The sequence below is a fragment of the Pedobacter riviphilus genome, from assembly GCF_014692875.1.
Lineage (GTDB): Bacteria > Bacteroidota > Bacteroidia > Sphingobacteriales > Sphingobacteriaceae > Pedobacter > Pedobacter riviphilus.
Genome location: NZ_CP061171.1, coordinates 1,152,617 through 1,178,203, shown reverse-complemented (window position 1 = coordinate 1,178,203; position 25,587 = coordinate 1,152,617). Strand labels below are relative to the sequence as shown.

21 protein-coding genes and 1 tRNA gene are annotated in these 25,587 nt (G+C 39.6%); 4 read left to right on the top strand and 18 right to left on the bottom strand.

The window, feature by feature from the left end; all coding sequences use genetic code 11:
• Positions 1 to 38: 38 nt before the first annotated feature.
• Positions 39 to 1,049 carry an NAD-dependent epimerase/dehydratase family protein gene (locus tag H9N25_RS04885; protein WP_167293656.1) on the top strand — a complete coding sequence of 337 codons (1,011 nt, stop codon included), beginning with the start codon at positions 39 to 41 and terminating at the stop codon, positions 1,047 to 1,049.
• 27 nt (positions 1,050 to 1,076) lie between these two features.
• Here H9N25_RS04885 and H9N25_RS04880 read toward each other — a convergent pair whose 3' ends face one another.
• From H9N25_RS04880 to H9N25_RS04830, 14 genes are all read right to left on the bottom strand, one after another.
• On the bottom strand, positions 1,077 to 1,403 hold the full coding sequence (locus H9N25_RS04880) for a hypothetical protein (RefSeq protein WP_190328131.1): 327 nt from the start codon (positions 1,401 to 1,403) through the stop codon (positions 1,077 to 1,079).
• Positions 1,404 to 1,444: 41 nt separating this feature from the next.
• Entirely contained in the window at positions 1,445 to 2,209 is a 765-nt protein-coding gene (locus H9N25_RS04875) for a hypothetical protein (RefSeq protein ID WP_190328130.1), read from the bottom strand.
• 243 nt (positions 2,210 to 2,452) lie between these two features.
• A complete protein-coding gene (locus tag H9N25_RS04870) occupies positions 2,453 to 2,941 on the bottom strand; it encodes a hypothetical protein (protein WP_190328129.1) in 489 nt (162 codons plus the stop codon).
• 462 nt (positions 2,942 to 3,403) lie between these two features.
• The gene (locus H9N25_RS04865; protein WP_190328128.1) at positions 3,404 to 4,573 is read right to left on the bottom strand and encodes a helix-turn-helix domain-containing protein; all 1,170 of its coding nucleotides are present in this window, start codon (positions 4,571 to 4,573) and stop codon (positions 3,404 to 3,406) included.
• Positions 4,574 to 4,830: 257 nt separating this feature from the next.
• A complete protein-coding gene (locus tag H9N25_RS04860; protein ID WP_223833588.1) occupies positions 4,831 to 5,850 on the bottom strand; it encodes a hypothetical protein in 1,020 nt (339 codons plus the stop codon).
• Between the two features lie 106 nt (positions 5,851 to 5,956).
• A complete protein-coding gene (locus H9N25_RS04855) occupies positions 5,957 to 6,823 on the bottom strand; it encodes an AraC family transcriptional regulator (RefSeq protein ID WP_190328126.1) in 867 nt (288 codons plus the stop codon).
• Positions 6,824 to 7,160: 337 nt separating this feature from the next.
• Positions 7,161 to 7,901, bottom strand: coding sequence for an alpha-L-fucosidase (locus H9N25_RS24910; protein WP_255524568.1), 741 nt, complete (start codon positions 7,899 to 7,901; stop codon positions 7,161 to 7,163).
• A 47-nt stretch (positions 7,902 to 7,948) separates the two neighbouring features.
• Positions 7,949 to 8,656, bottom strand: a complete 708-nt coding sequence (locus H9N25_RS24905) for an alpha-L-fucosidase (protein ID WP_255524567.1) — start codon at positions 8,654 to 8,656, stop codon at positions 7,949 to 7,951.
• A gap of 139 nt (positions 8,657 to 8,795) precedes the next feature.
• On the bottom strand, positions 8,796 to 10,619 hold the full coding sequence (locus H9N25_RS04845) for a RagB/SusD family nutrient uptake outer membrane protein (RefSeq protein WP_223833587.1): 1,824 nt from the start codon (positions 10,617 to 10,619) through the stop codon (positions 8,796 to 8,798).
• Between the two features lie 118 nt (positions 10,620 to 10,737).
• Entirely contained in the window at positions 10,738 to 12,675 is a 1,938-nt protein-coding gene (locus H9N25_RS24350; RefSeq protein ID WP_223833586.1) for a SusC/RagA family TonB-linked outer membrane protein, read from the bottom strand.
• Positions 12,676 to 12,677: 2 nt separating this feature from the next.
• Positions 12,678 to 13,229, bottom strand: a complete 552-nt coding sequence (locus H9N25_RS24345) for a hypothetical protein (protein WP_255524564.1) — start codon at positions 13,227 to 13,229, stop codon at positions 12,678 to 12,680.
• A 56-nt stretch (positions 13,230 to 13,285) separates the two neighbouring features.
• The gene (locus H9N25_RS24340; protein WP_223833585.1) at positions 13,286 to 14,122 is read right to left on the bottom strand and encodes an STN domain-containing protein; all 837 of its coding nucleotides are present in this window, start codon (positions 14,120 to 14,122) and stop codon (positions 13,286 to 13,288) included.
• 165 nt (positions 14,123 to 14,287) lie between these two features.
• On the bottom strand, positions 14,288 to 15,451 hold the full coding sequence (locus H9N25_RS04835) for a FecR family protein (protein WP_167293648.1): 1,164 nt from the start codon (positions 15,449 to 15,451) through the stop codon (positions 14,288 to 14,290).
• 67 nt (positions 15,452 to 15,518) lie between these two features.
• A complete protein-coding gene (locus H9N25_RS04830) occupies positions 15,519 to 16,079 on the bottom strand; it encodes an RNA polymerase sigma-70 factor (protein WP_167293647.1) in 561 nt (186 codons plus the stop codon).
• A 644-nt stretch (positions 16,080 to 16,723) separates the two neighbouring features.
• Between H9N25_RS04830 and H9N25_RS04825 the strand changes: the two genes are divergently transcribed.
• Positions 16,724 to 17,533 carry a helix-turn-helix domain-containing protein gene (locus H9N25_RS04825; RefSeq protein ID WP_190328125.1) on the top strand — a complete coding sequence of 270 codons (810 nt, stop codon included), beginning with the start codon at positions 16,724 to 16,726 and terminating at the stop codon, positions 17,531 to 17,533.
• Between the two features lie 116 nt (positions 17,534 to 17,649).
• Positions 17,650 to 19,212, top strand: coding sequence for a serine hydrolase (locus tag H9N25_RS04820; protein WP_190328124.1), 1,563 nt, complete (start codon positions 17,650 to 17,652; stop codon positions 19,210 to 19,212).
• A gap of 628 nt (positions 19,213 to 19,840) precedes the next feature.
• Here H9N25_RS04820 and H9N25_RS04815 read toward each other — a convergent pair.
• The 4 genes from H9N25_RS04815 to H9N25_RS04800 all read right to left on the bottom strand — a co-directional run bounded on the left by H9N25_RS04815 (position 19,841) and on the right by H9N25_RS04800 (position 24,653).
• Complete coding sequence (locus tag H9N25_RS04815) at positions 19,841 to 20,548, bottom strand: hypothetical protein (protein WP_190328123.1); 708 nt, start codon at positions 20,546 to 20,548, stop codon at positions 19,841 to 19,843.
• Complete coding sequence (locus H9N25_RS04810) at positions 20,549 to 22,477, bottom strand: T9SS type A sorting domain-containing protein (protein WP_190328122.1); 1,929 nt, start codon at positions 22,475 to 22,477, stop codon at positions 20,549 to 20,551.
• Between the two features lie 65 nt (positions 22,478 to 22,542).
• Entirely contained in the window at positions 22,543 to 24,222 is a 1,680-nt protein-coding gene (locus H9N25_RS04805; protein WP_190328121.1) for a delta-60 repeat domain-containing protein, read from the bottom strand.
• A 347-nt stretch (positions 24,223 to 24,569) separates the two neighbouring features.
• Positions 24,570 to 24,653: transfer RNA gene (locus H9N25_RS04800), tRNA-Leu, on the bottom strand.
• 292 nt (positions 24,654 to 24,945) lie between these two features.
• Between H9N25_RS04800 and H9N25_RS04795 the strand changes: the two genes are divergently transcribed.
• Positions 24,946 to 25,584, top strand: a complete 639-nt coding sequence (locus H9N25_RS04795; protein WP_190328120.1) for a DUF6266 family protein — start codon at positions 24,946 to 24,948, stop codon at positions 25,582 to 25,584.
• The last annotated feature ends 3 nt before the right edge of the window (positions 25,585 to 25,587 follow it).

Here is a 25,587-nt window from a genome sequence, read left to right as displayed (position 1 = left end):
AAAATTGAATTTTGCATCATCATTTAAAATCAATGGATATGATAAATAAAAATTTAGTACTCGTGTCTGGTGCCAACGGACACTTGGGTAACAATCTGGTAAGATTACTAATAAAAAAGGGATTTAGGGTTCGCGCTTCTGTTCGCAATATCAAAAACAAGGACTGCTTTAAAGGTCTGGATTGCGAAGTCGTACAGGCAGATATTACCGACAAAGCTTCATTTGTAAAAGCCTTAGAAGGAGTTGATATATTTTATGCAGTAGGCGCAGCTTTCAAATTGTGGGCCAAAGACCCGAAAAAAGAAATTTACGATGTAAATATGCAGGGAACGCGCAACACCATTGAAGCCGCAGCAGAAGCCGGGGTAAAAAAGATTGTTTATGTGAGTTCTATTGCAGCGCTGGATTATACCCATCTCCCTACAAAAGAAAGTAATGGCTATAATCCTAACCGCAGGGATATGTATTACAATTCTAAAAATGACGGTGAAAAGCTTGCTTTTCAACTAGCTCAAGAATTAGGTGTTGAACTAATTTCAGTAATGCCTAGTGCAATGATAGGTGGCGAAGCATTTTTTCCGCTGAATGTTTCTTATGGCATATTAAAACTGATTTTGAATAAGCAAATTCCAATAGACACCAAAATTACACTCAATTGGGTAGATGTGAAAGATGTTGCCGAAGGTTGTTATCTGGCGGCACAAAAAGGTCGTTCAGGTGAACGTTATATCCTTGCCAATGAAAAATGTATGACCATAACAGATACCACCAAGTTAGCTCAAACACTTTATCCGGAATTGAAACTCAAAGTGCCTGGTGCAGTTCCTAAATTTCTATTATATGTAATAGCAGGTCTGATGGAATTTTCAGCCAAAATAAAAGGGGTACAACCTATTATTACCACAAAAGATATTGCTATGTTTTCGGGGCTTCAACAGGATTTTGATATTTCCAAATCAAGGAATGAATTAGGATTTAATCCAATAAAACCAGAACAGGCAGTAAAAGAAGCAATGGCCTACCTGATGGAACACAAGGAGCTTTTATAAAATTTAACAGGTAATCAGCCAGTCAAATCAGTGATAACTAATTTGACTGGCTGCAGCGTTCCACTTATAATAGCTTTGTAGCAGGCCAGGTACAGCGTTAGGGTTATAACGATAATCTAACTGTTTTTCCCAAACCCAATGCTGCCCAAGGCGATATATCACCTCGCTCCGCGCATCATGATAATTTAGTGTCTGGCTATTAAATTCAGTGCTTTCATAATTGCTTTGGTAATGGGTAAAAGTATATGATTGATTGAGTTCAAACTTATCATTCAGGTTAACCCTTACCTCACCTGATGGGCGGATATTTAGTGTTCTGAACCCGCTTTTTACCCCATTAAACAAACGCCCCAACAAGACCAATTAGATTTTTAACCGGGCTGAATAACCTTTAGTTACTCATAAATCACATAGTTTACCTTATCAACACCTGTATTACCTGTCTTTTCATGATAAGCATATAAGATCAGTTCGTAGTTTCCAGCAGCGTTAATTAGATAATTGCCCTCAAATAGATTTGTCGAGATTAATGACATTTTAATTTCCTTAATATGTTTTCCATCTTTTTTAAGGATGCCTTTCACTTCGATTTCATCAGCGTTCCAAACTCCACCTTTATCAATAACACATCCACACATCATTACAATATTAGCCTGAATCTGGAACAGCTTGTCTTTAATGTCATTCAGGGCTATATATTGGTGGGTTCGCGGTTTCAATATGTCGATGATGAACCCCGGTATTTCTAAAATAATTCCTTCCCCTAAAATATCCCGTCCCGGAATTAACCATAACTCTGTGCTTACTTTCGCCTGAGCTTGTTTATGATTAATTGGGGAGACCACTTCAATGCTAATGAATGTGGGTTCGTCAATATCAATATTTGCCAGGAAACCCGCAGTTTGGGCATCCACAATGGAACTTCCTCTCATTTTGGGACCTTTCATGATCAGATCTGTATTACCCGTACTGCCAGTGGTTTTACCTTCAGCTAAAATCTGCTGATTGACCTTGTTCCTGATGATTACGTAAGCACCGCCGAGGGAGCTACCGATGAACTTTGCATCTCTTGCTTTGGCTCTTATTACTATTTTTGTTTCAATGGCAGAAACGCAGATACAAGAGAAAAGAAATGCGGTAACGAACATGAGTATCTTCATGAGAAATTTGATTTTAAAAATTCTTGTTTGAAACGATTATGATAAGAATTGTTTTTCAATTCCAGGCGATATTCTGCTGTATAGTACGCCTCAATTCCATTAAAAAGTAGTTCTCCTTCACTTTACTGAAATACACACAAACTTATAAGGTTAAAAATCAAGCAGAAACAAAGGCAAAAAGCGCCTGATTATGATTTATGCGACAAGCCCTTTTAATCGATGAGCTGGATTCATCCGTTAGACTTATTTATTTGATCCATATGTGAACATTTTATTGTGAGATTGATCTGTAGCAACCACCACATTTTCATTCGTCTCCACCTTACCATTAACCTCAGTTTTATAGCTGGCCGTTATCGGGCCACCCTCTAAATTAACAACAGTAATGCTTAGTTCCCCAAAATCAAATGGTTTTACGGTTTCGAACACATAAGTTTTTGTGGTGCCTATAAAACTTTTTTCGTCTATTAATATACTGTTTTGATTACCTTGAGATATGCCATTCATTTTCCAAACAGGCGCTCCGTACTGGCTGGCATCATGATTTGCGGCACTTACCTGAAAATCTACCTGATCGTTCTGATCAGCTCCAGTTACTGTAACCGTTATTTTCATTGAAATTTTATTCCCGTTATCTGGGTTATCGTTAGGTTTCTTGCACGATGCTAAAAACAAAATACCTAGTGATATGACCATAACTGTTGATAAAGTTTTTTTCGAGATTGATTTCATAATTGTTTTTTAAGATTTGTTATTATTTAATTGTTTTTCATTTGTAATAGCAGTATGTTAACCTATTCTCTAAAGCCTCTGTAAAACTGTAATAATACTAAAGCCAAAATGCCTAAAGTAGACGCTATGACCAGCCATTGCGAATCAAATTCGCCAAAAGGCCCATCAACCAAGATTGTTATCAAGAGATAGAATAGGTTAACCAAAACAGTGAAAGAAAAATGAGTGCCTTTTTTACATCCTTTAACAAAAGGTAAACCAGTTAAAACTCCATTGTTTTGAATGCAAAAATGAAACACTGATAAATGCCAATCGCCCCACGAGGCTTCGTGGCACCTCTTATTGATTTAGAATAATGCGTTATTTAAAGTGGTAAAATACTTAACCATAAATAATATAAATCGCCTTCAAACAAACCTATTAGCGAAGAAATAACGGAGTAATAATAAGAAAATGGAGGACCTACAACGCCTTGTAGTAGGTTAGATCGGTTGGTTTTCTGAAAAAATCTGAGGGAGATTTACCCGTGAATTTGCGAAAATTGCGATTGAATGAAGATTTAGAATTGAAGCCACAATCAAAAGCTATCGATAGCAGCGTATAGTTTTGGTTTTTTTCATCAGCAATCATTTTTACACATTCATCTACCCTAAGCGAATTGATATAGTCGTAAAAACTCTTGTTAAATTTAGAATTGATCACTTGCGATAGCACAGCATCTTTTAGCTTTAAGGATTCAGCTAACTTACTTAGTGTAAGTTCCTCATTTTTATATAGTTTTTCTTGTGCCATTATCCTGTTAAGTTGCTGGAAAATACGTTCAGCTTCGGCATCCGTAAGTGAAGACCAGTCGTATTTTACTTTATTGGGCATTAATGCCACGTTAGCGGGCGCTTCTGAAAGGTTTTCTTTTTGAGTAGAAAAGTTGGGATTCTGAGTAACAGAGCGGGAGGAGGTATTGGTGGTTTTGAATATTTGCTGTTGGCGTACACCTAAAAAACCGATGAAGCAGATGTACAACGAGGCACTGAAATAGATACTCTCTTCTTTGGGATAAAAAATAACAAAGACCCAAATTCCAGCGATGCCTACAATTAGGTAACGTAGCCAATTCAAGCTGATTTTATCTGTAGTTGAAAATTCTTCGCTTATTTTTTTCTTATATCGATGCAGTAAAACAATTGCGGCTAATACATAAATAATTCCCGAAATGATGATGCAAATATTGGTGATGATTCCAATGGTTTTATAGTAAGGCGAGGAAAAGCCCTGGTCATAAAGCAATAGCTTTTGCGCTGGGTTTTGTAGCAAAAAAGAGATCCATAAAAGATAGGCAAAAGCAACAGGTAAAAAATGAAGTAGCTTTTTCTTGCTAAATTTTATTGGTGTGGTTAGATGAAAGATATATAGATACAAAAAAGGGCCATGCACAAGTGCCAATAAATCTCCCCAGCCTATTAAATTGGGAAATTGGCGATAATTTCCTGAAACTTGCAAATATAAACCGGCTAAGTGAAGCGTTGCTATCAGCTGCCAAATCATGAGCAGCTTATCTGCAGTTATTTTGTTGGGCTTAACCGCTAATAGTACGAACAGGTATAAAGAAATTGCAATGCTGGTGAAGTATAACATGCTGTTATTTTGTATCGCTGGCTAGATGTTATTGGTCAATTCAAAAATATGAAATATATTCAAGTTCTTGACCATTGGTTACAAACAGTAGATTAAAATCAGTTTTTGCTGGAAAAGCTACAAACTATTGCCCCTCTTCGCTAAAAAACAATTTGCCGATTACCTTCTGATAATCAATCGATTTTGAGATATTTCAAAATTGGCGAAACCGGGTCAATCAAATTAGTTTGTCCCTGTGTATTCATGATTAATTTCAACTATAGGTTCTTTTTAAAAAGGCCTGCCTGTATGTCCGAACCGATCGAACCTTCCGCTAATTGCAGGTAATTGCGTTTACTCTGATCTTTTTCAATTTTTACAGTTCCGGTAGTTTGTACGTTTTTCATTTCCAGAAAATCCGTCGGAGTTGCATTACTGTCGCTTAACGGGCCACTTCCGTATCCTGCCAGTTTGGTATAATTGGTAAAAATGCAATCAGAAACTTTATATCCGATTTTACTTCCTTTTTCTCTGATCCATATGGTAGCAGTGTTTGCTATGATGTTATGGTGAAAGTCGAAATCGTCTCCATTGGTGCCCAGCGTAGTCCAAACGCCACAGAAATAGCCCCCATATACTAGCGAATAACGCATTGCACTACGACTGCCGGCCCCGCCATCGTTTTTCCAAAAAACAACTGGAATTTTACAGTTGAAGAAAACACAATGATCGATAACCAGGCCATAACCGTTGGCTATAACCCCCACATGTAACGGCAATACATCAACGTCTCCGGCAAACAGGCATTGTGTTACAAGTAGATCGTCCAATTTTTTTCCATCACGCCATATTGGATAGGAGCGACGTAAATTATTTCCATCTATATAGGTGTAATCGGGACTGCCGGTAAATCTCAGGCCTTCAATGGTTACATGACTCACCTCCGGTTGTATACCTTTCGCTTCTTCTCCGCCAATACCTGGTGCAAGCGGTACTGCTGTTACCACAACAGGCATTTTTTGAGGGGTCCAGCCTGCATCGTCAGGCATAACATCCGCACAAATGACAAGGCGATTTTTAAAGGTATACTTGTCATTGGTGAATACAACGGTTTCGGTTAGCAAGTGTACACCTGCTGATAGGAAGATGGTGGTTGCCCCCTGCGCTTTGTTTAAGTTTACGCGCTTAGCTGCCTCAAAAATTGTCTTTAATGGGTGTGTCTTTATTCCTGAGTTTGTGTCATTACCAGTCTGAGGGTTAACATATAATTGTTCTGCCTGTGCGACCAGTACGCTCATTATGAATAAGAGAAGATTAAATGTATATTTTATCATGTTCTTTTTTTTGTAAAATTAGAACATGCTTATCCTATTAAAATGGTCATTTTATCCTTAAAATGGTCATTTAAATCTTCTTTCGGTATTGCTGAGGTGTAGTACCTGTAATTTTTTTAAAGAAACGGTTAAAATTAGACGGATCTGAAAAGCCAAATTCGTAGGAAATCTCTTTTGCGGATTTGTTTTGATAAAGTTGTTTCTTTATTTCTGAAATCAGCTTGTAATGGATCATTTGTTGAGCTGATAATCCGCTAAATTGCTTGCAAATTTTATTAAGGAATCCGGAGCTGACATTAAGCATTTTTGTATAGGCCTCAACACGCTGGTCATCCGCAATTTTCTTTTCCAGCAAAGATCGAAACCTATAAAAATCTGGATGAACATAAGTGTCTCTCTGAACGTTGTAAACACCCGCATAATATCGATTGAGCAGTACAAGCAATTGATACAAAAGTGACCTGATCAAATGATTGCTATCATTCTGAAGCTGTCCGAACTCCCCTTCTATTCCATATAAAAGCTCCAAACATTTTACAAATGGCATCTCTGATAGATGCATGTCGTTTGGACGTGAATATTGATGGAAATATTGAAACCGATATAGAAATAGTTCGTCCGAAAAAAAAAGATGGAGAAAGTCTTTTTCAAAGAACAATACATAGCCACTTACATCTTGCTCAATTTCCCAACAACGTACCTGTCCGGGACTCGTGAAAATAACAGTTCGTGGTGTTATTGATGTCTTATTTTCGTCTAATGTAAAAGTGCCCGCTCCCTTTTCGATGAAAATAATTTCGTAAAAACTAAGTTGGTGTAACGTACGATCTAATACATAATGATTCAATGTTTCAATACGTCCAATATCCAATAACAGTTCCGAACCATATTTATATGGGAGAAAATGATAAGTATTAATTTTTGGGGCTGCGGCCATTTCTTTTTACAATTTCTTCTCGCGCTAAAGTTAAGACAGACGGGGTAGAAAACCTAGACCGCCGGGAAATCTGCAAACAAGTACTGGCAAGTTAAAGGAGCAGGTGCTGACTGGACTCAAATACACAAATTACCAAGTAGGTAGCCGGAATACTTTGAACATTTAAATCGCTTTGGTAGTACAGCAGTTGATGTACAGTTTACGCTGCCGGCAAACCATGAAGTTATGTTTTTTTCATCCCACACTTTTGTTTCCGCATAGTCAGAAGAGTATGTTTAGCCCGCCAAAACAATTGTCCTCCCTGGGCTGTGTTGATATTAATCTAACCCTAATCTTTTTACTTTAAAAAATAAAGGCCAAATTCGGCTAAGGTTGGGTTTAACCGCGAAGCCAATATTTTAAATCTAACCTGTTTAGTGCTAACAGGCTTAAATTTTAATAATCGTTTGTAACCAACTGTAGTGCCCAATGCAAAATTCTTCCATTCCTTACCATCAAAATATTCGGCTTCGAACTTTTCAATACGCTGCCCTACGGCAATGTTTTCCTGCAGGGAAAGCACGTTAAAGATTCTGTTTTTTGCCCAGTTTAATTCGATTGTAGCTGTACTGTCTTGTCCTTTTGTAGTAAAATACGTATTTAATTTACCATCAAACATGGCTTTTAAACCTTTGTCTGACGTGGAGGTGATAGTTGCTTCCTGAGCAATATTATGGCTAAATGTATTTTTCATTTTCTGGCCAAAAGTAGCCAGGTTTTTAACATCACTTTCTGCAATAAGGCCTTTTTTATCTGGCGGAATATTTAAGAGTAAAACACCGTTTCTGCCTACCGAGGTGAAATAGATATCCATCAATTTCTCCGGTGTTTTTACTTTAGCATCCTCATGGCTGTGGTAAAACCATCCCGGACGGATACTCACATCTGTTTCGGCCGGATACCACACCAAACCTGTTGCATTAACCAGTTTACTGCGGCTGCCACGGTCCTGATCTTTGTAAGAACCCGTTAAGGTTGGGATAACGTTAACATCTTTTTGAGATAAAGCGGCTATTTTTTCCTGGCTCTGCTCTCCCATAGGCAATACACTCCATTCGGTTTCGCGCCCAACGCCGGTTTCGGTACCTACCCAGCGTACATCGGGCCCTGCACGGCAATAACCGCCTGGGGTTGTAGCTTTCTGATTAAGGTATACCAGCTGTTAAAATCGTAAACCTGCTTTTTACCATTGGGTCCTTCGCCGTTTGCACCATCAAACCAAACTTCATCTACCTTACCGTATTGGGTGAGCAGTTCGGTTAACTGGTTTACAAAATAAGTATTGTAAGCATCAGTCCCGTACGAAGCATTATTGCGGTCCCAGGGCGATAAATAGACACCAAAACCAATGTTATATTTTCTGCAGGCATCGGCTACTTCTTTTACAATATCGCCTTTACCTTGTTTATATGGTGTATTTTTGATGCTGTGCGCTGTAAATTTACTTGGCCATAAGCAAAAACCGTCATGGTGCTTTGCGGTAATAATAGCTTGTTTAAAACCAGCCTTTTTTATGGCTTTTACCCATTGTTCTGCATCTAATTGCGCGGGATTAAAAATACTGATATCTTCCTTACCATCACCCCATTCCCTATCTGTAAAGGTATTGATGCCAAAGTGAAAAAAAGCCGTTAACTCAAGCATTTGCCAGCGCAACTGCCGTGGCGAGGGGGTTACATGCGCAGCCTTGTTAATAATGGTACTTTCATTATCACCAGGCGAAATGCTAACGATGCTTTTCTGTGCATAGGCCTGTGTGCAAAGCAGGGAAATTAAAAAAATAATCTTTTTCATTTGTGTGGTTGGTTGTAGGAGATAAACTCAATTTTAGGCCGTAAATTTATGCATAAAAGCAACAGCAATTAAGCTGCTGCCTTTAAATAACGCATATTTTTAAAACTGTTTTAATAGCCGAATTCTAAACCTGGCCGTTTTACCATCCAGGATTCTGAATCAGCTTGGTACTTTTCTGAATTTCGGCCAATGGAATAGGCCATAAATAATAGGCACGGGTAAATACCCTGGTTTCGTACTGCGTGCGTTTAAGAAAATCGGCATCAGTTTCTGCCCCTACATTCATACCATAAAAAGGGCCTCCCTGTGCACCCTGTCCTGAAGCACTTTCGGCGATCATCCACCTGCGCACATCAAAATACCGCTGCCCTTCAAAGCAAAGCTCTACGCGGCTTTCCTTTCTTATTGCTTCGCGTTGCAAAGCCTGGTTGCCAATAATAGCAGGATTACTTACACTCCATTTCGGAATACCCGCGCGTTCACGTACCAAATCTACATACTGGGCAATTTTAGGATCTGCAGGATTAACTTCATTTAATGCCTCGGCATATAAAAGGTAGAATTCTGCTAAACGAAAGATAAAAGAAGGGCGGTAAAAACTTTTTGGTGCAGTGGTTACCGACTGGCTTACGGTTCTATTTAAACGTTTGTACATGTTGTATCCAGTAATCGAATAGTTAGAAGCAATATCATTACCATTTCCCTTGGTAAACTTAATGAGCGCATTGGTTACGGGCCATCTTTTTCCATGATAAACAATAGAAGCATAAAAACGGGGTTCGCGGTTTACGTACATGTTAAAAGTTCCGGCCTCCGATCTTCCTGCAGGCACCTCGGTTACAGTAGAAAAACCTACCTCGCTGTACCCCGATCCCGGATCGTTAATAGATTTACCGTTTTTCATAAAAAAAGCATCTACCAATTCCTGTGTAGGGCCCACATTTCCGTAACCGCCCTGGCTACGCGGGGTTGCCCGGCGTACCAAACCATCTCCCGAAGAAATACTACCGTAAGCTTCATTGCCACTTGCCCAGATTACTTCACTGTTCATGGCCTGAAACAGCTGATAAATAGATTTATCGGGATCTAAAACACCCGCAGTAAATTCTCGGTACAAATCATATTTGCCAACCGAGAAATTAATGAAATCCTGAAGCGCGCTAACTGCCTTTAGCCATTTGTTATCATCTTTTGCCGGAAACAACCTCTTACCACTCTTATTGGTTAAGGCCATAGCTTCAGCAAAACCACCGTTGTACAATGGGCTGGCAGCCATAACCAGTATTTTGGCCTTTACAGCGAGTGCAACACCTTTAGTTGGCAATGCAAGGTTATTGATATCGGTTAGGGGAATATATTCATCCAGCTCTGGGGCTACAGCATCCATCTCCTTAGTCACAAAATTAACCACTTCATCCACACTGTTGCGTTCAAAATCCAGATCGGCATCATTAGGGTTAACAGTCTTGTCCATAATCGGAACTGGCCCATACAGTTCGAACAACAAATAGTGATAATAAGCCCTTAAGAACCTGGCTTGTGCCATTAGTTTTTTGTATTCCGGCTCTTCAATAGCATCGGCAACGGTACCACCCGATGAGGTACCACCAACACGGGGTATAATCTTAGCGTTGGCCATAAAAACATTGGCCTGCCGGATATACAGGTATAAATCCCATCGACTAAAAGGCGCATTTGAAGCATTGAACCCCGCAGGTGGCTCTACCCTGAAAGCACCTTGCTGGTTTCTGTTCTCATCGGTAAAAGCTGGCCATGGGTTGTCTACTCCCCTAACGGCTCCGGTGCTTGTATTAAATACCATTGCCGATGAAGTGCCAATACCTGCAAAAATATTGCGGTGGAAAGCACGTGCATTAGCTGGGGTAGAAAAAATCTGGTCGAGTGTAAGCTGACCGGCAAGTTCATCAGATACATTTAAATAATTTTTACTGCACGAACCCATGCTTATGATTATGCAGCACAGCAATAGGGCTTTATATATTTTTGATTTCATCATTTCTTCTTTGGATATTATAAATTAAACTCAATGCCGATGGTGTACGAACGCGGAATGGGGTAATTTAGCCCCTCATTAGCGTTGCCGATTTCAGGATCCCACATTTTGATGTTATCCCAAACAGCGATATTATTCCCATTAAGTATATCCTGCCGGTTTCGAAACCAATTTTCCGCAGCATTTTTTTAGGGAAACGATAACCCAGTTCGATATTTTTTAAACGTATAAAACTGGCATCGCGCAGCCACCAGGTGCTCGCTACCTGGTTGTTTGAAAAACTGATAGAATGTAACCTTGGGAACATTACATTTTGGCTGGGATTAGCTTCTGTCCACCTGTCTGCCACTTCAGCCCTTAAATTTGATTCTTCGACACCAAACGTAAATGGGAAAAAGTTACCTGCGGCATTTTGGCCAAATACGGTTGAAGTTTTGGCTACGCCCTGAAAAAAGATACTTCCGTAAAAGCCTTTATATTCGGCGTTTAGGCCAAATCCATATACTATGCCCGGGTTTGCAGGGTTGCTACCTGTATAATAACTGCGGTCAAAATTATCGATCTTCCCATCGCCGTTTAAATCCTTGTATTTAATATCGCCGGGTCTAACTACTCCTCCAAGGGTGCTTACCGGCAATCCTGGTTTTAAAGTATAAATGCGTTTCCCTACGGCATCGGTAGTCATGGTAAAATCGTTATCGGTATATAAACCGTCCGCTGTATACAGGTTCCACTCCCCTATACTTGTGCCGGTTTGGTTCATCCAGGGATAAGGCTGTGGCAGCTCATCAATCTCAAGTATTTTATTTTTGGCAATAGTTAAGTTGCCCCTTGCCGTTAATTTCAGCTCGCCAATATTTTGTTTAATGTTAACTGATCCGTCCATCCCCTTGTTAGACACTGAACCAAAGTTTTGCCATGGCGACTGTCTGAATCCGGTAACACCTGAAACAGTACGGCGTTGTAGTAAAATACTGGAACGCAGGTTATTGAAATAATCGACAGAAAAATCGACAGCGCCTTTAAAAAATTCGATATCTATCCCGTAATTCCGTTTGTTTTCTATCTCCCAGGTTAAATCGGGTGCCTCAAAACGTCCCTCTACAATACCATTTAAACCATTAAGGGAGCCAGTGCCACCAATTCCAATCGAGTAGCCGGTAGTACCAGTGGTATAGGTACCGCGGTAAAGGAACCTTGCCCCGCCAGTATTATCGTTACCTGTTTTACCAACAGATGCCCTGAATTTTAACGATGATACTACTTTACGTAAAGCTTCAGGGTAAAAAGGCTCATTGCTGGCAAACCAGGCACCACCTACCGCAGGGAAAAATCCAAACCGGTTTTCAGGTGAAAAAGCTTCACTACCTGTAATACCAAAATTCCCTTCTATAGAATAACGGTTGGCATAATTGTAAGTTACCCGGCCTACATAGGCTTGCTTTTTAAAGGCCAGGGCTTCACCTTGTTGCTGGGCTTCTTTCTGGTAGGTTAACAGCATTGCACCAACGGTATGGTCGTTTGCGAAAATCCGGTTATAATTTAATGAACTCTCTAAATAGATGTTTTTCTGGCCATTGCTTGATTCTACCGGCTCGCCTAAAGTTGTCTCAGGATTTCCAACCTGAGTAAAGATCAATTTACCATTAGCATCTCTTGAGGTTGCATTGAACTGTTTGGGAGATTTTAGCCTGTTCATGTAATAATTCATGGTGGCATCAAAGCTAACAATCCCCTTAAAGCTCAGTCCTTTAGTTATAAAATCCAGCTTCTGATCTAAAGATAATTTGGATTGCAGACTTGTTCGCCATTCTTTTGCGTAACCAGACTCCATTAATAAGTTATATGGATTTACCCTGTTGGAGCTTGGAATACCAGGGTGACCAGCTATCGTACCATCAGAATAAACCGCCGGAAAAAGATAACCCGGCACACCCATCATCCGCGAAAATATGGTTGCAGTTCCGGTACCAGGATAGTTGGTTAAAAGGTACTGTCCACTCAAATCTACCCCAACACGGTTGTTTTGGTAACGTTTAAATCAATATTACTACGCAGATTATAACGTTTAAGTCCCAGATTATTATCATAAATATTGTTAGGGTTAGATTTAAAAACCCCGTTTTCCTGATAATAGGCCCCGGAAACAAAAAACTTAGCAATATCGCCGCCACCCCTGAAATTTAAAGTATGGCGGGTATTAAAGGTATTATCCCTAAGCATAACATCCAGAAATTTGGTATTCGGATATAGATCAGGATCTGATCCGTTTTTATACAAGGCCAGCTGCTCATCTGTTTTAAATACCGGACTATCTTCATTGCGCAATGCTTCATTATAAGCAAAAAGGTAATCGTACGAATCCATAAACTCCGGAAGCCTGGTTGGTTTATTCTGTGTATACTCGCCGCGGTAGGTAATTTTTGTCTTTTGTACTGCACCACGCTTAGAAGTAATTAAAATTACACCATTGGCTCCCTCTGCCCCATATACTGCAGTGGCTGCTGCATCTTTTAATACGTTAAAGGTTTCAATTTCATCTGGTTCGATATCGGTCATGGAGCGGGGTATCCCGTCAACCAGTACAAGCGGATTGGTTCCGCCGGCAAAAGAACTTACCCCCTGATCCAGAATTCGGCGTTATCATAACCTGGCTCTCCAGACCGTTGAATAGCGATAATACCCGGTACCTGGCCGGCAATGGCGTTGGTTAGGCTACGTGTAGGTATGCGTAGCGCATCGCCTTTTACCGAAGCAACTGAACTTACCAGGCTACTCTTTTTTTGCTTACCAAATCCAACTACCACTACATCATTCAGGTTGGCTTCATCGTTTCTAAGCACCACATTTAGCACCTTACGGCCGTTTAGGGGCAATTCCTGGCTCTTGTAGCTTAGCAAGCTAAAAACCAATACCGCTTCTTCGGGCACTCCTTTTAACACAAAGGCCCCGTTCCCATCGGTAGCGGTACCGATAGTAGGTTTATTTTTAACCTGTACCGTTACACCAGGCAGTGCAAGCCCTGAGGTGTCTTTTACTGTTCCGGTAATGGTTAATGCCATTGGTGCTACCGGCTTCATTTTATCCGTTTCTAAAATGGTGATGGTTTCGCCATGAATCCTGAACCCTAAACCTGAGCCTTGCAAGGCTTTACTTAAAGCGGTATTGATATCGGAATTGCTTACTTTAAAGGTAACCGGCAAAGCTTTTTGGATGGTTTCTTCGTTATAAAGAAACCGGTAACGGGTTTGTTTATTCAATTCGGCAAAAACGGTTTTTAGCTCCGCATTTTTTACCGAAATATTAACCTGCTGTGCCCTTCCGTTGGCGAATACTCCAATTTGAAGTATAAAGATTAAAAGGCTAACAAGTTTCATAATTCTGATCACTATAGGTATACCGGAAATTGCTTCCCGATGGGCAATATTTTGTCTACGACAAAAGAAATTCATACTTTCGTTTGATTTAGGTTAGAGAAATAAGTTCGGTTTTATACTATTTTTTCGTGCCTGAATTATTTACCGGAGGTGGTGGTACACTTCCGGTATTCATTTCTTCAGACATAGGTGGTTCTGTCTATTTTTACATCATATTTTTTCGGTTTAGTTTATATTTGGTTAATTGATAATCAGGTTCCGGCCTTCTATACCGAAAGAGAGGTTACTTACATCTTTAAGCATATCCAGTACTTCACTTAATTTAACCTTTCTGCTTACATGTCCGGTAATATGGATTTCCGGTATTTTCTTTTTGTAAACGAGCTTTAAATCATACCATCTGCTTATTTCAGTCATAACTGGCTCGAGTGCATCATTGCTGAAATAGAAATCGTCTTTACACCAGGCCACAGCTTTGTCTACATCGCCCTTTGCAACTGCGATATTTTGCTGATCGGATAATGCCTGTTTACCGGGAATAAGGATATGGCTGCTTTTTCCATTACTCACCTTAACCGATCCTTCTAAAAGAGTGGTTTTTGCGGTTTGGTTATAGGCCGATACGTTAAAATGGGTACCTAAAACTTCAACTTCCGATTCGTTAAGTTTAACTTTAAAGGGACGGGCAGCATCCTTGGCTACTTCGAAATAGGCTTCGCCCTTTAAACTTACCGATCGCTCATTACCCGCAAAACTAACCGGGAATTTCAATTCCGACATGGCGTTCAACATGACTTTTGAGCCATCAGGTAAGGTTATCTTATAAGTCCCTGCCTTAGGTACAATGAGTGTATTGTAGTTTGCAGCTGCAAGTAAATTAGTTGCCGATTGCCCATAACTGATCTCACCCTGATTACTCACAATAGTTGTTCCTTTTTCACCGCCGATTACCTTCTTTTCTTTATCTAATGCGATTTGGGTTCCATCAGAAAGAATCAGTTTAGCGATTTGGGTGGCTGGCAAAACATCATTGCGGTAGGTTTTGGTAATATCGGGAACAATTCCCGGATCAGTTTTATTTAAATTGAAATAGAAAATGGAAACGCCGATAATTGCGACGAAAATAGCCGCATATTTAAGCCATGCATACCGATTTTTACGCGGAACAATCTTAGCTCCCTGAAAACGGTTATTAACCCTGCGCCAGGCCTCGTCTATATTCACACTATCCATGTTGGCCAGGCGCGCTGCAGTAGGGCCAGCAGCACGGTAAGCTTCCAATAGTTTATACCTTTCTTCATCTGCTGCCAAAAGCAACTTTAATCGTTCCTCCTCTTCCGTGGTTAAGGTACAAAGCAGGTATCCGGAAATTAATGCAGACAATTCAAAGGCTTCTTCTTTCATCGTGTTGTATGGCTATACAACTAAGAAACCCGAAGGGTAAAAAAGGGTGGAAAATAATTTTAAAAAATTAATGATGGAGATACATCGCAGCGAAAAGTGCCATTGCAGCCTTTCCGAGATGTACTTTCATTAAAGATAATGCACGCTTTTTCTGGCTTTTAACCGTATTGATGCTAATATTCATCAGTTTGGCAATTTCGCTATTGCTTAGTCCTTCTAAATAACCATACCTGATTACCATAGCGCATCCCGGTGGAAGCGCATTGATCTGATCATAAATCTCGGCAACAATCTCGGTATGGATAATGCCTTCCAAGATTTGCGGATCGGAATAAATATCCGGCGGATTGTTTTTATGATAAACATTAACCACATTATTGTGCCTGATTTTATTTAAACAGGCATTTTTTACAGTGGTGTATAAAAATGATTTTACCACGTTGAAATTGGTAGCGATACTTTTCTGTTGCTCCAGATAAACCACGAAAGCATCCTGTGCCACATCTTCAGCCAATTCTTTATCCTTTAAAAGGTAATATGCAAAATCGTATAAACGCCGGTAAAGCTTTTTGAAAAGCTGCTCTGGTTGTAAAACATCAACAACATCTTCGCCGTTTTTATTAGACATGCTTATTTTATTATGGGATAGTTAAACTGGTTAATGCAAATTGGAATGGGATGTAAGAAAAAGGGATTTCCGCCGGTATGGTATTAAGTTAGTGCATTTGGCCACAGCAAATTTATAAGAATTAAGCTAGAATCAAAATCAAATAGGATAGTAAAAAGGGCCGCACTAAATCCAGCGGTGGCTCAATCAGCTAATAAATGCTTAAGCTTAATATCCAAGAGCTTCCATCAAAATTATTATGAGCACATTGTATAAGTTTCCAAGCCTGCTAGTTCGGATACCTCTTTTATAATACCCCCTCGTGTTTATTTTCTTCAACAGGTTCATATTTATTCCTTCAAGAGATTAAAAGCCATTTACCCGCTCAAATTTTCCCATCTTTTTAATCTGATAGATTCTCTAATTGCTTTAAAAAATCATAGAAGATTAAATCTGTTTTGGTTCGTCAGGTGTTAAAGTCAAGGTGATTTTCAATTAAATCGCCTTGACCAGATTATAATAGAACAAAAAAATGGCATATGTAAAAAGAAGTAGTTTTGCATTTCTCCTTCAACATTTCCTAAATAAAATTAAATCAATACATTCTGTCACTTTAAGATTTTTTGCGTGTCTATTTACTATAAATAGATTTAAAAAAAAACACCTTGGAATTACATTTTTATACGCCAGAAAACGACATCTTAAAACAATATATTGAAGGTTATTATTTTTTAAACGATCATGGACCTGGAGCGATTAAAGCCTACACGACATTTCCAAACAATTACGGCATTGTTACCGTAAATCTTAATTCTAAAGTAAAACTAGACATTAATAAAATTTCTATTGAGCCCTCTTGTGATAATAATATATATGCGAGTTTCGCGTATCGATACAGAAATCCAATAGAAGTGCATTATACAGGACCCTTCCAAGAGATTACCATTTACTTCAAACCGCTCGGCATTAATTATTTTGTAAATAATCTGGAAACAATGTTCTCTCAAAAAAAAATGACAGAATTTATTCCACAATTTTTAGACTTTAAAGATGAGATGGGTAAAATTTTTCACATTGCCAAAAGACCATTGCAAATAGATGCCCTTGAAGATTATTGGTTGTCAAAATTGATGACGAAAGACCTGGCATTTATGAAAACTATCTTATTAGACACTGAGTCTAACATCAAGATCGAAGACATTGCTAAAAAACATCATATTTCTAGAAAACATTTAAACAATTTAGTTCAGAAGAACTTAGGCAAATCTCTAATTGAATACAGGAAAATATTCCGGTTCAGAAACGTAATTAACAAATATCAAGGTTTAAAAAGCCTAACTGAACTGTCGTGCGAGAACCTTTTTTTTGATCAATCTCATCTTATCAAAGATTTCAAATCCCTTACAGAAATCAATCCCAATCTTTTCTTTAAAAATGTGAACACGGCAAATAAAAATGTTTGGCTTTTTACATAGTTGGTAACAATTTTACAATTTCGATGATTTTTTTCTCAGTCACTTTGTAGCAACCTATTGCTTAAGATAAATACCGACAATAAACTAACGACATCTTAAATTTAAAGCCAATTGCCATGAAAAAAATAATTGTTAAAATAGTAATTACCTCCGCTATTCTTTTTACTTGTCTGCAAAGTTTTGCACAGCTATCTTCTTCTAAGATTGATTCGCTGATGCAAGAAGCAATACACAAATTAAAAGTAGCCGGGGCTGCAATAGCCGTTGTAAAAGATGGGAAGGTAATCCATCTAAAAGGCTATGGAGTTAATTCGATTGATACAAAACAATTAACTACAGAATTTACGAACTTTCAAATAGCTTCCAACAGTAAGGCATTTACAACAGCTGCGTTATCCATATTGGTTGATGAGGGGAAAATAAAATGGGACGATAAGGTGAAGGATTACATTCCGGAATTTAAAATGTACAATGAGTATGTAACTGATAATTTTAATATTGTTGATTTGTTAACTCATAGGAGCGGCCTTGCGCTTGGGGCTGGTGATTTAACATTTTTTCCCGATGGAGCAGATTTCACGGTAAAAGACATCACCACTATTTTCCAGAATTTTAAACCAGTTTCTGCATTTAGAACAACATACAATTACGATAACCTACTCTATATCATTGCTGGTGAAGTCATTAAAAGAGTAAGTAAAATGAGTTTTGAAGATTTTATTCAAAAACGCATCTTCCAACCCTTACAAATGAGTAACTCGTTTATTGGTGATACGCTAATTAATGATATGAAAGATCTTTCAACACCACATTCTACAGCAACAGGAGCTTTAAAAACTATTAATCGTTTCAATATCGGAATGATTAGCCCCGCCGGAGGCATATATTCCAATGTGAATGATATGTCTAAGTGGATGATCATGCAGTTAAACAGGGGGAAATACGGAAATGACAAGAAGTCTTCTTTGTTCTCTACAGCTAACAGTGCTAAAATGTGGACAATACAAACGGTTTTACCAAACTATGTATCCGAAAGATACAATACCCATTTTAATGGATATGGTTTAGGTTGGCTTTTAAATGATGTAAAAGGAAATCTGGTGGCTATGCACACCGGCGGTTTGCCAGGTATGTTATCGCAGGTAACCCTGGTACCAGATTTGAATTTAGGCATTGTAGTGCTAACGAATACTGAAAGTGGTGGTGGAAGTCTTGCTTTTGCCGTTACGAGAGCAATAACGGATAGCTACTTTGGCTTAGATGATGCCAAATGGATTGATAACAGGGCAAGAAATCTTAAGTCTAATACCAATAATATTGATGAAGTAACGAAGAAAGTTTGGGAAAAAGTAGATTCTCTGAAGCTTACCAAAATTAAAAACGAGGATTATACGGGTATGTACGAAGATAAATGGTTTGGAAAGATGGAGGTTTTTATGAAGGGCAAGCAGCTTTGGATTAAAAGTTTACGTTCACCAAAATTAAATGGCCCAATGTATTTCTATAACACAAATACCTTTGCTATTAAATGGGAATACCAGGACATGAATTGCGATGCATTTGCTGCATTTTCCTTTAAAGAAAAAGGGAAAGCACAATCTTTTACAATGAAAGGCATTTCACCAGGCATTGACTTTAGCTTTGATTTTGGCGATCTCAATTTAATTAGAGTAAAATAACATCAGATTACTAACCTGTCATATTCAAGAAAAGTAGTTTGACAGCTATTTATTATTTAACCGGAATCGACATAATCAAATAATCTTCGATACCGCTCTATAAGTTTAGCTACCACCTCAGGATATTGCTTTAAGTTTTTGATTAAATTACAATTTCATTTTTTTGATATGTAATTCGATCAATCGAGGCTGTCAGACAACTACCGGTGTAAAAACGATTTAATTTTTCAGAAAAAAGGATGTAAACTGATGCCATAAAACAAACAAAAAAAGCTTAGGTAATACCGAAGCTTTTAGCGTACTCCAAAATATATCGTTAACGAAGGTTTTTAAAGAGGACATGAAAAAAGTAGCCCATATTTATGATTTCTCCAGTGATTTTTAAAATCAGAAACAAATTTCATCGAACTATTGATTACTTCAATTGAGACACAACATTCTATAACAGACTGCGAATAGGATGCTTACCAAATATTAATGCAACATTACCAAATAGACAGGATTGAGCTTTTAAGCATAATTTTCATTTTGCTTGAATTGTTTAACAGCACAGTCTCTCTAGTTTTACTATGCTGCTAACTAAATTCGATATAATTAACGATACTTGAAATGATTGTCTGCATTGCCTTTAATATATACCTACTTTAAAATAGAACAAGGTTGATGTAGAGCTGTTACCTGCATTATCTTTGGTAACTACCCGCCAGTAGTAGGTTCCATTAACCGGAGTTGGTATGTCTGCAACCGCTGTTTCTTTTATCCCTGAGCGAAGAATGGCAGGTGAAGTTGTTGTTCCAAAATAAAGGTCGTATTTTAAGTCTGTGTCATCAACGTCAGCACCCTTCCATGAAAGGTTCACTGATTTAGTATCCTGGACAAATACCTTTCCATAAATCGGGGCAATTGCATCTGCCGGAAACGGCGCATAGGATTTAAAACCGGGGCCTGAATTATAAAATTTCCAGGTTTCACTTTGAGTGGTTTCTGCACCGGCGTTTGTTTTGGCAACAACCCACCAGGAGTAAGGAATTCCACGCCCCAGCGATATAGTGGTTTGGTTTACTGATACGTTTTTTTCCTGTATAGTTCCCTGGAGCAGATCTTTCCAGTAAAGGGTGTAAATTTCCGCTTTTGGTACCACGTTCCACCCGAAACTTACTGTGGATTGTGTTAGTGAAATAACTTGTCCCGTTGTGCAAACCTCGTCTTGCTTCGGGAATACCAAAACAGGCTTACCAAAAGTTTCCTTTGGCGGATCTTCAGTCTTCTTTTTGCAACCGCACCATAGCCCGCAGACCAACAGACTGGTTAAGATTGAATTAGCTATTTTTCCCATTTATTTTTTTACGATCTTAAATGTTTTTTCGTCCTTTTCGGTTTTGATCCTAAGCAGATATATCCCAGGCACGATATCCCTCATATTGATTTGGCTGGTTACGGTTTGGGTAACTTTATCCTGATAGATGCATTGTCCCATGGTATTGTAAATAAAGATTTTTTTCTCCGTGCCCGTATTTCCCAGGTTTAAGTAAAGTATATCCTCAACTGGGTTTGGATAGGCCATAAGGGTATTTGAGTTAATAATTTCACGCTCCCAGATACCTTGACAGTTTTTATCAGAACTGACTATAACCTTATTGGCCCCACTTTCCATTTGAAGTTCAAACTCGTTTGCGTTTGTGGTAAAAAGTTTTCCATTGAGTTCGATATAATATCTGTCTGCACCGGTAAGCTGAAGGTGTAGTTTGCCCGTGTTTTCGCTTAACATACTAAATACAGATAGCTTTTCCGGCTCAGTGACTACCAGCGTAAAGCATTGCTTAAAGTCTTTCTCTCCAGAAACCTGCAGGCAGAGTTCATATGTGCCTGCAGCCAGCTGGTCAAAGGATACCTTATCGGTAAAGACTTTTTCGGTTTTTATGCCCGCCAGGGTAAGTATCGCGGTATAATTCATGCTGTTTTTTGCAGTTAATGAGATGGAACCATCATTGGTTCCCCTGCAGCTGGCAGATGTTGCGCTTATGGTGAAATTATCTGCGGGTAGCGCGAACTCCACAGTTACAAATGCGGGAAGTGAGGTATCCGTGAAACCATCTTTGGTGATCCTTACCGTATAGGAGCCAGGCTGGGAGGTTCTGTAAGTAGGTGAACTTCCTGATTGGACAACATCTATATACCTATACCAGGTGTAAGTAAAACCTGGATATGACGGAGTCTGTAGTAGAACGCTGTTACCTTTGATCAGGCCGAGCGAAACATCCGGTGTAATTACAGGCCTAGGAACATAGGTAAAACCCGGGATACTGATTTTCTGTGTACCTATTTCTGCTGTGATATCACCCGTTGCACCATCCCCTAGTGTAAGCACCATCCGACTGCTGGATTTGACAACAAATGATTTTACAGGGGTACCGCCAACTGATACTTTGGTCACTCCTTTCAATCCGACACCATCAACAGTTATGCTGGCACCGTTTCCTGCAATGAGCGGATCGAAGCTAAGCAGTTCTGGTTTAAACACCTCCATCTTGTTTTGCAGGCCGTAAACAACCATATCCTGGTGTATACCATAATCTGGCTGGAGTTCAGTTGAACCAACCAGAAATATTCGTCCATCCGCCGCAATGCCCATATCGCCATTTTTATCCTGCATAACTGTAGCCCGTGAAACCGAAACACTCCCCTTGTTGCCAAAGGTTTGATCAATCGATCCATCTGGATTTAACCTTCCAACCTGCATATATCCGTGATCCAGTGCAATATCGTCGCTATATCTGCCAGTATGATACAGGATTTTACCATCACTTTGTAACGCTAATCTGCTTACATCCCCTGCAACAGTTACATTATTGACCAGTCCATCCTCACCAAAGTCGAGATCTAATGCACCAGTGGGCAGATATCTGACCAATTTGATCGGTGAATTGGGGGAGTTGGAGCCTGCTGCCACGATCTTACCATCCTCCTGGATAGCAATCGCATGTCCGATAACGGAAGTACCTGGCCATTGGGGTGTTACCATCCCGCCATTAAAACTTTTGTCCAGCTCGCCACCAGCAGTATACCGTACGATGGCAAAGTTATTAAATCCATAGAGGCCATAACTTCCTGCCATAACAATCCTGTCTTGTTTATCGATCACGAGCCTGCAGGCCTTACTACGCTCACCTTCCCGCCCATGGAACTGGGGGTCGATCAAAACACCATCGGAGCCAAAACTCTTGTCAAATGTGCCATTGGTGTTAACCCTTCTTAACTGAAGCAAATGGTTACCGATATCACCTACGCGTTCTGAAAGTCCAATAATCAGCTGGCCACTCTTTTGAAAAGCTAAACCAAGGGGAAAGCCCTCCGGGAATTGTCACTCAAAGGAATATGCAGTTTTCCACGACCGCCAAAAGCCATGTCAACTTTACCATCGGATGTAAACTTAAAAAGTGTTGGGCCAATCTTACCCCGGAAATAATCCAGTTCCGTGGTAATCACGTAGATATTACCTGATCCGTCTTTGGCCATTTGAAGCTGGGTACCGTCGATAGATAAGTAAAAATCGTATAGCGTTTCATGGTTTTGCTCTAGGGAACCATGTACACGACCTCCCTCACCAAAACTCTCGTCAAGCTTGCCATCCGCTTTTAATTTGGCGACTACAAGACTGATCCCCTCCCCGTTTCTCACCAGGCCCGCAACATGCATCGATCCGTCGGGAGCAACGATAATTCCTTTTCCCAAACCATTTCTGGATTTACCCGTACCAACGGCAATAGAGGAATTGGTACCTGCAGCAAAATTTGCTACCTGCTGTCCATCGGTCGAAAACAGGCCGACTGCGGCTTGATACCTTCCTTCGGCATAGTCAAACCCTGCCACCACTATACTTCCGTCTGGCCGCACAAAAGGTATTTCTGCTTCGTGCCGCGAAGCACTGAACAAAGTAGTACTTTGTCCGGCATCCCCGAATGTTGGAACAGGTTTACCGTCGCTATCAAATTTGAGGACAGCGAACTGATTAACCTGCTGTTCATTTCTTGCCGTTCCGGCAATATAAATTGCTCCATCTTGATCAAAAACACATCTAAAGCCGTAAAACCTGGTCTTGTCTATAGGTACTTTTAGCAAGCCATTGATCCCTATATTATAAATTTTTCCACTGGCACTGAACTTAAAATAACTGCGCTGTTGATTGCTTCCATCGTCGAAGAGTATCCCTATGTTACCATCCTTGCTTTGGACCAGGTTTACTTTCATAAATTTTGAGGTACCAAGCCCTGAAAATAGTGTTACGCCCTTTTCCCCGAAGCTTTTATCCAGCGTTCCATCAGGGTTTAAGCAAGCCAAAAATTGCTGATCTAAAGACCATCCATAATAACCTGTGGCCAGAATATTGCCTTTGCTGCTTAGCGATAGTGCGCTAGTGCGGAAGGAAGCATCCGATGGATTAATAGCAGTAGTATATTTATTGTCCCTGATCCCATCAGCCGAAAAACACATCAGATTTTGGCTGCCTCCATGGGCGACGATTAGCTTTCCGTCGGGCAAAAGCACCATATCTTTAAACTCTGCATCGATGTAAACAGTGCCATTTTGGCCATAAGTGTTATCCCGCTTTCCTTCGTTTGTGTATCTTATTACATAAGAACGGCTGATGCCGGTTTGGTAGGATTGGCCAGCTACTAAAAAACGGTCATCCGCAAGTACAATGATTTTTACTGCCTTATCTGATCCAGGCATATCCGCATAGACTACTCCACTTTCACCAAAATTTTTATCCACCGTACCATTTGCCAAGAACCTCGTCACATAGAAATCGTCAGTAGCGTTAAAAGCCCCACCGGCAACAAGTACTTTTCCATCAGACTGAACTGCGACTGCCCCTACGGAAAAATTGGGGTACCCAAGTTTTAGTTTAACTGTACCAGCATCACCAAAAGCAGTATCAAAAGACCCTGTTTGGGAATAGCCGTGGCAAAACAATAACATGCCTAGCAGTAGAAGGAGCGAAAATTTCATTTGAGTGGCGTTTGAAATGTGCATAAAAATAGAGATTATCCTGAGATACGCAAAGAAATTAATGAAATGACTGACTGCATAAATAAAGAATAACTTGCATGCGCTGGTTTCGGGATTCTGGCAATGGTTGTTTTTCCCTTGTTTTAGTGAAGTTGTTATATTTTAGCTACTCACGTCACGCAAATAAAATATGATTAACTATTTAGTATTGAAATCAGCAAGAGTAATAACTCAATATTGAAATAGTTCAACTTTGGGTTATTCAAAGAGAAGGCTATTGGGACGAATCCCACATGGTTGCCATAGTTATAAAAAACAAAAGAGTTTGGTAAAAACCAAACTCTTTGTACCCAAGAGGAGATTCGAACTCCCACACCCATACGGGCGCCAGCCCCTCAAGCTGGTGCGTCTACCAATTCCGCCACCTGGGTTTGAAGTTTGCAAATATATAAATTAACCCTAGTGCGCTGCAACATTCATAAAATATTTTTTTGAACTAATATTCCGGAAAGCAAATCTTAACATGGTAAACTTATTCCAATATTGGATACCAACATAACTGCGTAATTATTTAGACGGACTTTTGCCGCATTTAAGACGGGGTTTCGTCGGACTTATGACAATTATATCCGTATAAAAGCCGACGTAAATCAGAAGTAAATACAACTTATTTGTTTATTAATCAGCAATTTGCTATATTGTATAATATAAGTTAATGCAATCATGGGAAAAATAGAAAATGGAATTAACGGCGGTTTCACCGGGACGGTGGGTGCCGTGACCGGTTATTACCTGAACGGGAAATGGGTCATCAGGAGCAAACGCAGAAAATCGATAAAAAACAAAATCGGTAGTGCTGATCAGAAGACCTGCAGATCTCGTTTTACCATGATGCAGACCTTCTTAAGCCCTATTGTTGGTTTTATCCGGATTGGTTTTAACCTGGAGTCGAAAAAACGCATGATGACCGCCCATAATGTTGCAAAATCCTATAACATGCTGAATGCCCAAAATGCCGACGGTGAAATCGACTATGCGGCTGTGCGTTTAAGCTTTGGAAACCTCACCGGTGCGGAGGGTGTCAAGTTGGAACACGACGATGCGGGTGTACATTTCAGCTGGACGGATAATGCTAACGACGATTACAACAGGAAACATGACCAGGTAATGTTAATGGTTTATGATGTGGACAACAAAACGGCTATCTATGAAACAGGTGGTGCCAGGCGGTTTAAAGAAAGGGAAAGCCTGGAAATTCCTTCTTTTTATAAAGGAAGAACATTTCACACCTGGATAGCTTTCATTGCAGACGACAGAATGGGAATATCTGCGAGTACATATTGCGGCAGTTTTGTTTTTTGATCA

Excerpts from the sequence above, each read along its gene's own strand:
- H9N25_RS24340 (WP_223833585.1), bottom strand. The coding sequence starts at position 14,122 with ATGAATTTCTTTTGTCGTAGACAAAATATTGCCCATCGGGAAGCAATT.
- H9N25_RS04845 (WP_223833587.1), bottom strand. The coding sequence starts at position 10,619 with ATGGGTTCGTGCAGTAAAAATTATTTAAATGTATCTGATGAACTTGCC.
- H9N25_RS24345 (WP_255524564.1), bottom strand. The coding sequence starts at position 13,229 with ATGACCGATATCGAACCAGATGAAATTGAAACCTTTAACGTATTAAAA.
- H9N25_RS04795 (WP_190328120.1), top strand. The coding sequence starts at position 24,946 with ATGGGAAAAATAGAAAATGGAATTAACGGCGGTTTCACCGGGACGGTG.
- H9N25_RS04865 (WP_190328128.1), bottom strand. The coding sequence starts at position 4,573 with ATGTTATACTTCACCAGCATTGCAATTTCTTTATACCTGTTCGTACTA.
- H9N25_RS04885 (WP_167293656.1), top strand. The coding sequence starts at position 39 with ATGATAAATAAAAATTTAGTACTCGTGTCTGGTGCCAACGGACACTTG.
- H9N25_RS24905 (WP_255524567.1), bottom strand. The coding sequence starts at position 8,656 with ATGAAAAAGATTATTTTTTTAATTTCCCTGCTTTGCACACAGGCCTAT.
- H9N25_RS04815 (WP_190328123.1), bottom strand. The coding sequence starts at position 20,548 with ATGGGAAAAATAGCTAATTCAATCTTAACCAGTCTGTTGGTCTGCGGG.
- H9N25_RS04875 (WP_190328130.1), bottom strand. The coding sequence starts at position 2,209 with ATGAAGATACTCATGTTCGTTACCGCATTTCTTTTCTCTTGTATCTGC.
- H9N25_RS04870 (WP_190328129.1), bottom strand. The coding sequence starts at position 2,941 with ATGAAATCAATCTCGAAAAAAACTTTATCAACAGTTATGGTCATATCA.
- H9N25_RS04835 (WP_167293648.1), bottom strand. The coding sequence starts at position 15,451 with ATGAAAGAAGAAGCCTTTGAATTGTCTGCATTAATTTCCGGATACCTG.
- H9N25_RS04820 (WP_190328124.1), top strand. The coding sequence starts at position 17,650 with ATGAAAAAAATAATTGTTAAAATAGTAATTACCTCCGCTATTCTTTTT.
- H9N25_RS04855 (WP_190328126.1), bottom strand. The coding sequence starts at position 6,823 with ATGGCCGCAGCCCCAAAAATTAATACTTATCATTTTCTCCCATATAAA.
- H9N25_RS04805 (WP_190328121.1), bottom strand. The coding sequence starts at position 24,222 with ATGAAATTTTCGCTCCTTCTACTGCTAGGCATGTTATTGTTTTGCCAC.
- H9N25_RS24910 (WP_255524568.1), bottom strand. The coding sequence starts at position 7,901 with ATGGGAGAGCAGAGCCAGGAAAAAATAGCCGCTTTATCTCAAAAAGAT.
- H9N25_RS04830 (WP_167293647.1), bottom strand. The coding sequence starts at position 16,079 with ATGTCTAATAAAAACGGCGAAGATGTTGTTGATGTTTTACAACCAGAG.
- H9N25_RS04860 (WP_223833588.1), bottom strand. The coding sequence starts at position 5,850 with ATGAGCGTACTGGTCGCACAGGCAGAACAATTATATGTTAACCCTCAG.